Origin of the sequence: Micromonospora sp. NPDC048063 (assembly GCF_043202855.1) — a bacterium.
GTDB lineage: Bacteria > Actinomycetota > Actinomycetes > Mycobacteriales > Micromonosporaceae > Micromonospora.
In genome coordinates, this window is the sequence record NZ_JBIDBG010000019.1 from 100,535 (window position 1) to 113,447 (window position 12,913).

Below are 12,913 nucleotides of genomic sequence, written 5' to 3' on the forward strand. Positions count from 1 at the left end.
GGCGCCTCGGCGGCGGCGCCGCACTCTTCACGTCCCTGTCTGCACGTCGTGAGGAGCCTGCGTGGATCAATCGCTGGCGAAATTGATACGAAGGGTTTCTGTCGATGATCGACCGCGCGGTACACGGCCGCGGAGCACCGCCAGCCGCGCGTAACCCCAATCACCGCAGTCGGCAACTGTCCGCAGCGCCCACCGCATGCGCTCTGCGGCTTCTTCCGGATGCTCACCGAACTCGTACGCGACCTCGGCTACGCAGCCGGCGACCCGGCGGCGCACGAGCTCGCCAGCGATTGCCCGGCGCACCTGCTGGCGATCGGGATGCCGCGACGGCTGTAGCGCCGACGCGAACAGAGCTTCGGCGAGCAGCACGGTCCGGTACCTCAGCATTGCGTCACCTCCTCACTGCCGGCCACGCACCGCGATCCCCCGTGCGCCCCCACCGAACCGTCCCGCCACGGCAGATCGCGGCCGAGGACGGCGTACGGTAGCGGGTCGCCGGGATAGCGCAGCCCGCGGCGCAGGTCACGGAATCCCATCCGCCGATACAGCCGCCACGCCCGCGACCGCCCCTCGGTCGTCTCCGCCGTCGACAGCACCACCGTCCGCGACCCGGCCGATGACAGCATGCCCCGCAGCATTGCCTCACCCAGCCCTCTGCCCTGGCAGGCCGGGCGGACCTGAAGCTCCGACACGACGAAGGCGTCGTCGAGCCACCGCCTGCGATCGGCGACGACCGGCATCGCATCGGCCACCCAGTCCCGCCACCACTGGCCGGGCCGACACCGATAGCCGTAGCCGAACCCGACGATGTCGGCCAGCGGCCCCAGAACGGCCACCGCCCGGAACCCGGGCATCGTCAGGTGTTCGATCAACTGCCGACGGCTGCCTTCCCGCATCGCCGGGCCATAGCCCATCGCCTCGGCAAGAACATCGACGGCCTCGTCCGCCCGGATGGCGAACTGCTCAGGCGTCCACATGACCAGGACGTCCCTCATCGCATCTGGCACCGGTACCTCCGACAGGTCGGGCAGTGGCGGCTGACCGTCGACCGGGTGAAGGCCACCGGGCGGCTGCCGCACGCCTCACAGACCAGCGACAGGACCTGCCGGCCACGCCTGCTGCCGGTGAACCAGGACGCGCCACGGACCACGCCGACGTCACCAAAGTGAATGGCGTCATCGAGGCATTGATCGCGTACGGGGCAGACGATGCAGCGTTGCACGGCTTTCTGCCACATCAGGCGGGACTCGAACCACGACGGGTCCAGCCCCCTGCATTCGGCTTGCTCCCACCACGACTGGTGGGGCTTCGTGATTTGTAGTGCCGTCATACTCCCCAATACGGGCAGGACCAGCCCGGGGGTCAGTTCAGATCGATCCTTGAAGCGCCCCGGGTTCGACGGAGGCGGTGATCATCGCGCGGGGGCTACATCGACGCGCAGAAGCGCACTCACACGGGCCCGTTGAATCCGTTCGACCCGCGGTCGCTGTGGTGGATGAACTGGCCGTCGCGGACATCGCGGGACCAGATCCCGTATTCGAGGGCGGCGAGGATGAGGTCGGTGTCGCAGCGGTCGGAGGTCTTCCACCCGACGATCCGGCGGGAGAAGGCGTCGCGGACCGCGGCCAACCAGAACACGCCTTCACCGCACGGGATGCGGTGGCATCGGCGACCCAGAGTCGGTTCGGCCCGGTCGCGGTGTTTGACGCAAGATCGCCGCTCGTAATACCGAGTGACGACGAAAGACCTGGGCAGGGACGGCTTGACAGGGCGTTTGTCCGAGGCGTACCCCTGATCGGCCTGCACATCTCACGAACCCGCCGCCCGTCGACGACCTGTTCGACCTGGCCTTCGAGGCGGCCGACGACGGCTGATTGGCGATCCCTGGTGGTAGCGGCCAGGAGATGGCGCGTCGAGGGCACGTCGCGCCCGTTGTGAACCAGGAGTCAGGTGCATCCGTAGCTACGTCGTGAACCTCGTTGACGTACTGCCAGAGGGGCTGCGGCGGCGGGTGGAACGGGCGGGTTGTGCCGGAGGCAACCGGCACAACCTTCCTCCCTCGCGGCCCTTCCGTCCCACGCCGCGACCTCGAATTCGCCGAGAACAAATGCCCCGATTCGCGCCTGCCTGCGCCTGGTCGTTGTCATCGTCCCGCACCCAACGCCAGCTGACCACCGGCATCCGGCACCGCCGGCCAAGACACCGGTCGAAGTCCGCCGAACCCGCCATGCTAATTCGTATTGGCATCGGAGCGGTGCTGACCGTGGACTGGTTCAGTCCCCGAAGGCTGCGGCGCCGCGAATCGATCGGTGCCGTCATTACCACCGCACGGGTGCCCATCCACTCATCCGGTCGGCGCTGGTGGCCTGCTGGTCACCGGTGCAGCGCTGGGGCCGGACACCTCTCATCCGGACTGGTCTGAGTCAAGTTGCTCGCCGTGCTGGGGTTTGCATCTTGTCGGCGTCTGGAACAGCCAACATCGACTAGATCTGAGCGAGCTGCTTTTGGGCCTCGCGTGCGATCTCCACTCGGTTGCGGACGTTGAGCTTCCTCAAGATGTGGGCGACGTGCGTCTCCACGGTGCGCCGCGACAGCACCAGCCGCTGGGCGATCTCCGGATTGGACAACCCCTGCACCAGCCGGCGGGCCACCTCGCGCTCGGCCGGCGTCAGCGCCTCCCAACCCGTGGTGACCTTGCGGTGAGTCGATCGAGATCCCCGGCGTACGCCAAACTGGCGCAGCCTGGACTCCAGCCGACGTAGGTCCGGCCAGGCGCCCAACTCCTGGTAGATCGTCACGGCCCGAGCGAACGCGGACCTGGCTTCCGACAGGTCGCCTCGGTGCCCCAACCGGACGGCGGCCTCCTGCAGCGCGAACGCCACCCGTGGCAGCGCATGGATGCTGTCGAAATACTCCGCCGCCGCCAGCAGTGGCTGCGGATCATTCGACACAAGTGCCTGGCAGACGTTTGCTGCCGCCACAACCTGTGGCGCCTCGCTGCTTTTGGCATCCAGGTCGGCGGCCCGGGCAGCCGCTGCGGCGAGATCGGTGCGGTCGGCGGCCAGGGCCAGCCGCACGAACTCCATCAGTGTCTCCCAACGACTGTATTGGGTGCGCTGGGAGTACTGCTCCTCCAGCCACGGGGCCATCAGCGCCACCGCCGCAGGGAGATCACCGTCGGCCTCAACCAGCAGTGCCTGCGCCTCGATCAACGACTGGGCGTTCAGGCGCAGCACTCCGCTCGTGTACTGGACGTGCGCCACCGAGGCCAGATAGGCCTCGGCCTCCTCTCGCTGCCCCCGCCGCGCATGGATCAATGCCGCCGCCCCACGCACCCGCAGCAGATTCTGAATGTGCCCGACGTCGCCCATCGCGTCCACATACAGGAGCGACTGGTCCCAATCACCCGTGTGCAGAAACTGCTCGGCCGCGACAAGCTGCGTTTGAAGGAGACGTGTGGTCGCACCAGCGCTCTCGGCGAGCGCCGACGTGGCCGACAGCGCCGTGGCGAACTCCCCGTACCGGTAGAGGTTGGTGAGCAGCGCCACCCGGTTGACCATGAGGAGAAGCCGAACATCCATCGACTCCATGTCGCCCCCGACAACCACGGAAAGACCGCGCTCGGCGAGCTCCAGCGCCTCGCTGTAGCCAGGCGCGTCAACCATCAGGGCCACCAACGCCCACCCGACCGAGACTGGGTCGTCGCAGGCCTCCCCCTCGCTGATCGCCAACTGGGCATGGACCCTCCCGTCCTCCCGTTTGTCGCTGAAGAGAAGATCGGAGGCGAGCAGGGCACGCAGTCGGCTGCGCCACGGCGGCACCAGGTCAGGTCGATCTAGCACCTCCGAGATGAGGGACCAGTCCCGCTCAGATTGACCGGACATACCGAATCCCCGCGCCAGGTTCCACGCCACTTCCCCGACAAGGGCTGGGTCCGACACGGTTCGAAGGGCCTCCGTGCCCAGAGCCACGAGGTCGTCCAGACGATGCTGCAACCGGAGCACGGTGGTAAGCCGGGCGAGGTAGACATCACGCCGCGGGTCACCAGGGTGGACAGCCGTCAGCGCTCGCCGGAGGAGATCCGCGGCGATCAGGGGTGCCGCGTACAACGCGGCCGCGGGCAGGTCGGCCAGCCAATCCAGCATCCATCCTTCGGGCCTTTCCGACGTGGCCAGGAGGTGTCTCGCGACCCGATCCCATGGGGCGCCCGCTTCCGCGAGGACCTTGGCCGCATGGCCGTGCATACCGTCGCGAACCGCCGCTGGCGTTTCCTTCTTCAGCACCTCGGCTATGAGCGGATGACGAAACGACAGCCCGGCGTTGGAGTCGGCGAGCACGCCAGCCTCCACGGCTTCGCTCACCGCATCGACCAGGGCGGGGACGGAGCGGTTCGACACCAACGCGAGGTCGTTCATCGAGAAATGGGTTCCGAGTAGGGCACAGCTGCGCAAGATTGCTCGCGTCGGCCGAGGAAGGAAGTCCAGTCTCCGGCTGATGGCGGCCGCCACCGACGCCGGCGGCTCGCCCTTCGGAGAGTCGAGCTCAGCGACATCGCGGGATACATGCACCTGCCCGTCCCGAACGAGGGCATTGAGCATCTCCCGCACGTACAACGGGTTCCCCCCAGCCTTGGCCAGCGCCTCGGTCAATTCCGGCCCCGGCGACGCGGACAGCAGCGCGGTGACCATCGTGGTCACGTCAGGTGGTGCCAGCTCGTCGAGTCGGATCAACGGCGCGGCCAGCCGATCGATCACGACATCACGTAGGCGGTCTACCTCCTCACGCCGGGGAACGGGGCGGCACGCGCTGATGAGCACGAGGGGCGCCTGACTAGCGATGCTCGTCAATCTGCGCCACACCCCGAGGCTGGCGACATCAGCCCACTGGAGATCGTCGATGGCCAGCACCACCGGTGCGTGAGTGGCCTCACGGTCGATCAACGCGAGCACTCGCTCGCTCGCTGCCAGCACCGCGTCTGTCCCGGAGCCGCGCCCTGCCAACAGCTCCGCGATCTCCGACCGATATTCGTCAACCGTGTGCCCACCGAGGTCAAGACACTCTGCTATCACCTGCAGCGCAAACAACTGGGTCAGGCTGTCGGCCGTCCCGTGGAAGACGCGCATGCCTAGGAAACGTGCATGCGCAAGCCCGGCGTTGAGCACCGCGGATTTGCCGATCCCGGGCTCGCCTTCGATCCAAACCCCTCCGCCGCGACCCTCGGCAGCGTCACGGACAACACCGCGCAGAACATCGAGCTCCGCCCCGCGCCCGATGACCTCATCGCCACTCATTACGGCATCGTACGCAGAGCGGCTATGGGCGGCCGTTCGCAACCATTGCAGTTGCAGGCGGTATCCGGCCGGACACGAACATGCCACCGTTCGTACCCGAACCTGAGCCACCCCCGCTTCATGGAGCTTTTTGATCATCTGATGGCCGTGGGGAGGAAGTCGTCCGAGCCAACCAAAGAAGTACCCCGATGAGCTACGCCAGCGCGTTGTGCGCTTGTACCTCGATTCGGACCCGAAGCCGGTCATCCGGCGCCTGGCCGAGCAGCTGGGCGTGCATCACGAGGCGTTGCGGAGCTGTGGATCCGTCAGGCCGAGCCCGACGCCGGTGAGCGTCACGACCGGCCCACCAGCGAGATGGCCGAGGAGAACCGGCGGCTGCGCAAGGAAGTCGCCGAGCTGCGGCGGGCAAACGAGATCCCAAGAGGGCATCTGATCCTGCATAGGGAAGATATGCAGCACGTGAAACCCGGTGCGGCTGCGGCGGGGCACCACCTCCACATCGACACCCACGCGGGCGCCGTGGGCCGCCCGCCACGCGGTCAGCACCGGCTCGATCAACGCCCACCGCTCATCCGACAAGTCCGACCGATATCCACGCCGCTGCACGTCCACGCCGCGATCAAAGAGGCCCTCTAAAGGATCCACCCGACCGGCCGGGGCGACGGGTGGTGGTCACCGGTACGTCGGCGCCTGCTCGCGCATGACGTAGAGGCCCCTCTCCACGTCCACGAGCAGGATGCCGTGTGGACCGTAGATGACAGCCGTGACGTCATAGCGGTACTGATGGAACGTCCGCTTCGCCTCCACGTTGCGCTCGTTGACCTCGCTCATCTCGGCCGCGTGGGCTTCGCCGTCCTCGCGATCGACACCGAGGCCGTCGCCGTTCCAGCCGAGCTTCTTGATGCCGGCGGGAGCGCCCCCCTGCGGGCCGAACGAGAACTCCCAGCCCGAGGACGAGTCGCCCTTGTTGATCGGGCCCGCCTCGTTCTGCTGGTATCGCCGGGCCTTCTGCTCGAAGGCCAGCGGTCGGCCATCCTTGTCGACATAGATCTCTGCCCGCCGGATGTTCAGCCCGAGAGTGATGCCGGCGCCCGGAACCTGGTAGCGGTGTTCGAGCAGCGGCTCGAGGCGGGATCGCAGCATCATCTCGGACGCGTGGTGCGCCATCAAGCGGTCGAAATCGCTGCCATCGTGCACGCCAGGCACTCTCCAGGCGCCGTCGGTGCTCAGGTCCAGGCCCTGACGCAGCCGTGGCGGTTGGGTGGTCAGCGCCGCCCAGCGTTCGAATTCCCGGGCCGCCCGGTTCAGCCGCCACGGATGGACGTTGCGGTCATTGATCAGGTCGTTGTTCAACCGAGGCGGGGTGGGGCCGGACTCCACCCATCGAGGTACCGGCCGGCCGGCGCCGGTCAGGGCCGGGGCCGGAGCCGGACCCCGCCCCTGCCAACTCCCCGGCTGTTCGGCCGTCGGCCGGGTCAGGTATCGCGGCACGATGAGCCGGACGTCCCCAGCGACCTGAATCTGCTCCTGCCAGCCGATCCCGGGGAGGTTGTGCCAGAGGTCGCGGACCGACCGTTCCAGGTTCGGCTGCCAGAGGCCGGCGAGCCAGGCGCCACCGAACAGCACGTTGCGCGCTGAATCAAGCATGAACGTGACCGCTTGGGGCAGCTCCGTGGTCAGCGTCATCTCGATGGCGAAGTCCAACGGGTACTCGAACTCATGCGACTTCTTGGGTCCGGTCCGGAAGATGTCCTTGGACTCGGACTGCATGCCGCGTTCACTGGACTCCGAGGTCTCCTGCCCGTAGTCACCATGCCCGCCGAGGACCCTGCCCTGATCGTTCCACGCGCCACGGCCGGAGAAGGCTACCTCCCCACCCCACGACCATCCGGAGGTGTCCGTGTTGGACTGGGCGTCGTGCGTCTCGCCACGCAGGGTGAGGCTGACCTGCTCTCGCGGGCGGTCGCTGGACGGCGCGGCAGACGGGGTGGCGCTGACCCGCACCCACAGGTACTGCGTGGTGTGGTAAGGCGTGGGCACCGGGAACCAGCCGTACACGCCCTGGCCGGACAGCGGAAGGTACTGCGGCTCCAGGTTGCGGGAGGAGAACCGCTTCACCAGCGCGCGCCGCAGGTGGTCGGGGATACCCTCGCCGGAGGCGAACAGGCCACGCTGCCGCAACCGTTGCAGGATCGTGTCCAGCACGGCGTTGGCCCGCAACCGCTCGGGGTGCCCCACGGCGGGCAACAGCTCAGGTTCGATGATCTCGCGCGAGGACGCCGAGTCCGGCGCCGGTGTCCAGGGACGGTCCAGCCCCAGATCCTCGGCCGCACGATCGGTCGCCAGGAGATCCACCGCGTCGTCGACGTCCAGATAGATGGGAGCGGTGGCCGTGGTCTCGCCGTCCTTGGTGCGCAGGGCGGTGACCTCGAAGACCACCCGGCCGTGATAGGCGTGGACGACGTCGTTGTAGGTGGCCCGGGTGATGTCGATGGCGCCGTAGTCCTTGCCGTCCGAGCCGCCGAACGAAACCCCACCCTCGACGTACAGGCCGCCGCCGACACGGCCGCGCTCGTGGGCCTTGTCCGAGTCGCCGCTGTCCGAGTCGCCCTCCTTCGCGGTCGTTGCGTGGTTGAGATACTGGCCCCCGACACCGGCCTTGCCGCCGAAGCTGAGCTCGTTGCTCGTCCCGGCGGCGTGACTGATCGCCGATTGCCGGTACTGCTCGAGTTCGACACCGTTCGCGCTGTCGATGCCGTCGCTGCTGTACTGGTATGCCAGACCCGCCGCGAAGAACCGCTCCCGGATCCGGATGACCTGCTGGTACCCGTCGTGGCCGGGCAGTTGCAGCTCCCACCCGTGCTCCTCGACCGCCTCCGGGAACCCACCGGCCAGTTCCGTGCTGGCACCGAGATCGAAGATCGCGTCGGGCCAGTTCATCGGCTCGTTGAACCACTCGTTGGAGAGACCGTTCAACTGCTGGTACAGCCGCGCCGCGGTGGCTGGCAGCTCGGGTACGTGCCGGAAGGCCGCATACAACCCGGCGCTGCCCTGGACGTCCAACGGCAGGTGCGGCGGTTGGTCAGCCGGTGCCCACGCGGCCTCGGGTCGCGGGTTCGGGCGGGTAACGCCCGCGCCGTCGAGCTGCGCCGGCGTAATGGCCCGCTCCTCGCCGGTGCGCGGATCACGCGGCACATGCTCGACCGGTACCGCGATGTGGGTCGCCACCTCGCCGCCGCTTTCAGCACCGATCAACCAGGTCTCGCGGGGTCCCCAGCCGCTGTCTGTCTGCTCGCGGATCATGACCTCGAACACCGTGCGGTAGCGATGGTCGACGACGTCTCCGACGGTCTCGGTCCGGCGGTACTCCTGTACCACCTGGCTGAGCTCGTGCTCGCTTGCTCGTGCGTGCTCCGCCGTGACGCCGAGCCGCGGGAAGAACACCCTCCCCTGGTGTTCCGTCCCGTTCTCCGGCGCCTGCTCGTTCTGGTCGGACTGCTGGCTGCTGCCCGACACCCGGCCACCCCACCGGCCGCTGAGGCTGCCCTCGGTCGACCGGGAACCCGACGTGGTGGCTCCGGTCAACGCGCGGGCATTGACCGTCATCGGGTATTCCGGACTGTCCAGCAGTTCCCTCCGGTGTTCGGTCACCATGACCTGGTACCGCTCGCGGCCGACCCGCACGGTGAACTTCTTTCCGGCCTGCGTCCGCGTCGGATCGGCCTCCATCGCGGCCCGGCCCACCTTCGCCAGGATGGTGCGGCGCGCCACGGCGCCGATATCAACGCGACCCGACTTCTGTCGCAGCACCGACTGCACCAGGTCGGCGACCTGTTCTGCCCCGGGCATGTTCGCCGCGATCCCCAGACCCTGGCCGCGCCGCATGGCCAGCGCCAGCGGCTCCCGGGGGGCCGGGCCAGCGGGGGGCACGTAGGAATGCCGCGCCTGCGGCGCCCAGGGCAGCGGCGGCGACAACCAGTTGCCGATGTTGCCTGCCGGCGCCGGAGCCGGTGGGGGGGCCGCGACGGCCGGCGTGATCAGCGCCCGCGGTCGTCCGGTGCCCGGCCCACCGAATTCAGGGGTGAAGACCGCCCCGAAGACGCTGCGCTCGAACTGCTGCGCCTCGCTCAACGGCACGCCCAGCTCCCCGGCCACCTGCCGGGTCACCGGTATCACCGAGGAATCGCCATACGTGGTCAACGTGACGTCGAACACCACCCGGTAACGAGCCTGGTCTTCCTTACGGTTCAGCACCGTGTGGTTCAGGACCTTGCCGCCCACCTCCAGCGCGGACTCGCGTTCGGACTCGCCGCCGAAGCCGAACGAGAAGGTGCCGGTCACCCTGTCGGCGGCCTCCTCCCGGCCACTCGGGTCGGTCGCCGCGTGGGTCAGTCCGAGAAGCGCCGCGTCCGCCGCGAGGCCGGTGCCGCTCGTACCCGACACCTCCTCCCCGGAGGTCGCGATCACCCCGAGGTCGTCCCGTATCGTGACGCCCTCGGTGATCTCCACCAGCTGCAACTCCCGCATGACCGCAGTCGTGGCGACGTAGCCGCGGAACCTGCCGATCGTGAGCCGCTCGTCGATCGTGTCCGTCATGTCCCCGTTCGACAGCATCCACCGGCTACGGTTGCGGGTCGTCCGCTCGTTGAGCAGTTGGCGGGTGACCTTCGCGGCGACGCCAGCCGCGGTGTCGGCCGGCAGGGCGGCCGCCAATACCTGGTGCCAGCCGGTCACGAGTGGGGTCAGGTCGATCGCGTTGAGCACGTCGCGGGCCTGCGGCGTCGACCGCGTCGGCGGCTCGGGTGGCGACGGCGCGAGCTGGGCTGCCCGGTTCGGCGCGGCGCTGCCGTTGGCGTACAGGGTCGGCAGGGAGATGTCGAGGAGGCCGTTCTCGGCCGGCACCGACGGCCGTCCCCACTCGACGCCGTTCACGAAGACCTGGAACGACACCCCGCTGGTGAACGACGTCGAGGCGGTCACGAACATCTTCCGGCCCCAGATGACCCGGGTCTCCTGGGACATCGCGTGTTGGCGATCGCCCTTGATCGACAGCGTGGGGATGCCCGCGATCAACCTGGACGCTCGCCCGGTCGAGATGTCGAAGGTTTCCTCCAGTCCACCGTCGGACTTCCGTCCGCTGGACACGGACGTGCCGTTGCCGACCTTGGTCGAACCGAAGGAGACTCCGAACACCCGCGGGCCCCCGGCATTCCCGGCGGGTGCCGGTCGCGGATCGTGCGGCACGGGACGGATCCACACCAGCCGGCCGCCCGCACTGAGCGTCTCTCCGGAGAACAACGCCTGCTCCCAGCGCTCACGGTGTTCCTCGACGGCACGGGGGTCCCGCTGGTCCGGTGCCGTCAGTAGCGTGTGCAGCGCCGCCGACACCCGCGCGCGGATGGCCGCCTCCTGGGTGGCGGTGCCCAGGTCCAGCCGGTCGGTCGTGCCCATCTCGATGTCGTCGGCTGCCCCGGTCGACCACCCTGACGGCAGGTCGTCCATCAACTGCGCAACGGTCTCCGTCACCTGCTGCGGCGTCAGGTGCCGCACCGCCGAGACGGTCAGCTCACCGAGGGCACCGTCGGCGAAGTACCACGGCGTTGCCGGCTCGGGCTCCCTGGCCTTCCCCTTGGCCGCCGCCCCAGTTGCGTTGGCCTGATCCCGCTCCTCGACCGCACGCTCCCAGACCGTACGCGCATCGGACGCCGCATTCCGGGCGCGGTCGAGCCGCCCCTGGGAGCGTGCGACGTTCCGCTCCAACCGGGTCCGTTCCGCCGTACGCGCCGCCGCGTCGACCGCGTCCGCCAGCTCGGCCTGACGCCACGTCTCCGCCTGCCGCTCCGCGTTGTCGGCGTCCCGCCGCTCCGCCTCGACGCGCTCGCGTTCCTCCTCGACCGCCCGCAGGTCGGCCCGCTGCCGCTCGTCCTCCTGCCGCCGCGCGTCCTCGTCCGCCCGTACCCGTTCGGCCTCCGCCAGTTCGGCTTCCTGCCGGCCCTCCTCCCACCGCCGCTGCGCCTGCTCGGCCAACTGGTCGTCGGCGCGCTGCTCGTCCTGCCGGACCTTCGCCGCCTCCGCGGCCAGCTCGCGCTCCCGGGCGCGCCATTGCGCTGCCGCGGCGGCCGCGCGCCGTTGCTGCTCCCGCTCCGCCGCCAGGTGCTGCTGCCCGGGGTCCTGGTCCGCCAGCTGTCGCTGCGCCTCATCCGCCGCGGCCTGCGCCTCCTGCTCCTGGCGCCGTTGCTCCTGCCGGTCGGCCTCTGCCTGCGCGGCATCGCGTACTGCCTTCCGGACCGCCAGCGCCCGCTGTACGCCCTGCCACGTGTCCCACCGCTCCTGCTCGTCTCTCCGGGCCTGTTCGCGTGCCGCCGCCCGCTCGCGTACCTCCTGGCTCGCCACCAGGCGCTGCGCCGCCCGGGTAGCTGCCTCCTGCCGGGCCACCTCCCGCTCATCGGCCCGCTGGGCCGCGAGCTGCTCGGCAGCCTCCCGCGCCGCGTCCCGCTGCTGGATCCGCTCCGCCGCGCGGTCCGCCGCCGCTGCCCCGCCGGCCCGCAACCCCTGTAGGCCGTCCGTCCACTGCTGTACCGCCGTCCGCCAGTCCGCCTCCCGGGTGGCGGCGTCCTGCTCCAGCGCCTGTCGCCTCCGGTCAGCCACCCGCACGGCCCGCCCCAGCAACTGGTGCCCGCGCCGTTCCACTGTTCCGCGCTGCCGTTCCAGCTCAGCGACCCGGTCCTGGGCCCTGGTGAGCCGCTCCCACGCCGCACGCTCCACCGCTTGCGCGGCATTACCGCTGGCAGGCGTCTCACCGCCGTTGGTCGGGGTCTCATCGGCGCTGGTCGGGGTCTGCGTCACGCGCGCCGGTGGCACGGCCGCGCGGGCGTCGACCTGGCGCGCCAGGGCCTCCCGAGCGGTGGACAGCTCGCTCCGCGCTGCGGCGAGGTCACTCTCGACGGCAGCGGTCGTGTCCCGGATGCTGGCCAGTTCCCGGGTCAGCCGTTCGACCTCCGGCGGGTTCCCGACCGGCGTCGCCTCCACGTCGCCGCCCTTGCCGTCAATGCTGCTGCCCGTCGCGGGTGACGCGGGGCCGCTACCCCCGTCCACACCGGCCAGATCCACGGCGTCGACCGGGCCATCCACGGAGCCGGCTTGGGGGCCCCATTCCATCGCCGCCGGCCGACCAGGCAACGAACCGGGCGACAGGTCCAAAGACTCAGACTCAAACTCCGACTCCGAGCCGGACGACTCAACCGGCCGCGCCAACGTGGGAGCCACGAACGACTCCTTCACCGCCAGAAACTCGCTGATCTCCCAGTCCGTGAACCCAGGCGCGTGGAGACGAGCATCACCGACCGGCCTGGTCCTCTTCAGGGAAGCATTGGGCGAATCAGGGTGCGGAATCCCAGCGTAATGCTTGAGCTCATGCCCATACCAGTCAGGAGGAAGACCCTCATACCAACGCTCCTGCGTGTGCCGACCCGCCGACTCATCAGCACTGATCCACACATCCTCGCTCTCCTGCAGAGCACTACCTTCACGGCCGCTGAGCCGCACCCGCGTCCGGACATCCCTGTGGGGCACCGGATCGAACACCACCTCGACCCGCGGCTCACCCCCAGCCCCCACAGCCC

Annotated in this window: 8 protein-coding genes and 1 pseudogene; 2 read left to right on the plus strand and 7 right to left on the minus strand. The window is 69.3% G+C overall.

Going from position 1 to position 12,913, the window contains the following annotated elements; all coding sequences use genetic code 11:
• Nucleotides 1-66: 66 nt before the first annotated feature.
• From ACGFZ2_RS29695 to ACGFZ2_RS29715, 5 genes are all read right to left on the minus strand, one after another.
• Nucleotides 67-387, minus strand: coding sequence for a hypothetical protein (locus ACGFZ2_RS29695; protein WP_393459258.1), 321 nt, complete (start codon nucleotides 385-387; stop codon nucleotides 67-69).
• The gene (locus ACGFZ2_RS29700; protein ID WP_393459276.1) at nucleotides 381-995 is read right to left on the minus strand and encodes a GNAT family N-acetyltransferase; all 615 of its coding nucleotides are present in this window, start codon (nucleotides 993-995) and stop codon (nucleotides 381-383) included. Before ACGFZ2_RS29700 ends, ACGFZ2_RS29695 begins: the two co-directional genes overlap by 7 nt.
• The gene (locus ACGFZ2_RS29705) at nucleotides 992-1,330 is read right to left on the minus strand and encodes a WhiB family transcriptional regulator (RefSeq protein WP_350710012.1); all 339 of its coding nucleotides are present in this window, start codon (nucleotides 1,328-1,330) and stop codon (nucleotides 992-994) included. Before ACGFZ2_RS29705 ends, ACGFZ2_RS29700 begins: the two co-directional genes overlap by 4 nt.
• A 119-nt stretch (nucleotides 1,331-1,449) precedes the next feature.
• Nucleotides 1,450-1,806, minus strand: a complete 357-nt coding sequence (locus ACGFZ2_RS29710) for a DDE-type integrase/transposase/recombinase (RefSeq protein WP_393459261.1) — start codon at nucleotides 1,804-1,806, stop codon at nucleotides 1,450-1,452.
• Nucleotides 1,807-2,483: 677 nt separating this feature from the next.
• Entirely contained in the window at nucleotides 2,484-5,291 is a 2,808-nt protein-coding gene (locus tag ACGFZ2_RS29715; protein WP_393459264.1) for an ATP-binding protein, read from the minus strand.
• Between the two features lie 208 nt (nucleotides 5,292-5,499).
• On the opposite strand from ACGFZ2_RS29715, the gene ACGFZ2_RS29720 reads away from it, so the two are divergent.
• Complete coding sequence (locus tag ACGFZ2_RS29720) at nucleotides 5,500-5,724, plus strand: hypothetical protein (RefSeq protein WP_393459267.1); 225 nt, start codon at nucleotides 5,500-5,502, stop codon at nucleotides 5,722-5,724.
• An 89-nt stretch (nucleotides 5,725-5,813) separates the two neighbouring features.
• Here ACGFZ2_RS29720 and ACGFZ2_RS29725 read toward each other — a convergent pair.
• Together ACGFZ2_RS29725 and ACGFZ2_RS29730 are read right to left on the minus strand one after the other, a co-directional pair.
• Nucleotides 5,814-5,897 (minus strand): annotated as a pseudogene (locus tag ACGFZ2_RS29725) (IS5/IS1182 family transposase); the annotation flags it as partial.
• 66 nt (nucleotides 5,898-5,963) lie between these two features.
• Entirely contained in the window at nucleotides 5,964-12,557 is a 6,594-nt protein-coding gene (locus ACGFZ2_RS29730; RefSeq protein WP_393459270.1) for a hypothetical protein, read from the minus strand.
• Nucleotides 12,558-12,614: 57 nt separating this feature from the next.
• Here ACGFZ2_RS29730 and ACGFZ2_RS29735 point away from each other — a divergent pair.
• A partial coding sequence (locus ACGFZ2_RS29735) for a hypothetical protein (RefSeq protein ID WP_393459273.1) occupies nucleotides 12,615-12,913 on the plus strand: 299 nt, incomplete at its 3' end.

What these genes read in the sequence shown, in the direction of transcription:
- ACGFZ2_RS29695 (WP_393459258.1), bottom strand. Translation starts at nt 387, where the DNA reads ATGCTGAGGTACCGGACCGTGCTGCTCGCCGAAGCTCTGTTCGCGTCG.
- ACGFZ2_RS29700 (WP_393459276.1), bottom strand. Translation starts at nt 995, where the DNA reads ATGAGGGACGTCCTGGTCATGTGGACGCCTGAGCAGTTCGCCATCCGG.
- ACGFZ2_RS29705 (WP_350710012.1), bottom strand. Translation starts at nt 1,330, where the DNA reads ATGACGGCACTACAAATCACGAAGCCCCACCAGTCGTGGTGGGAGCAA.
- ACGFZ2_RS29715 (WP_393459264.1), bottom strand. Translation starts at nt 5,291, where the DNA reads ATGAGTGGCGATGAGGTCATCGGGCGCGGGGCGGAGCTCGATGTTCTG.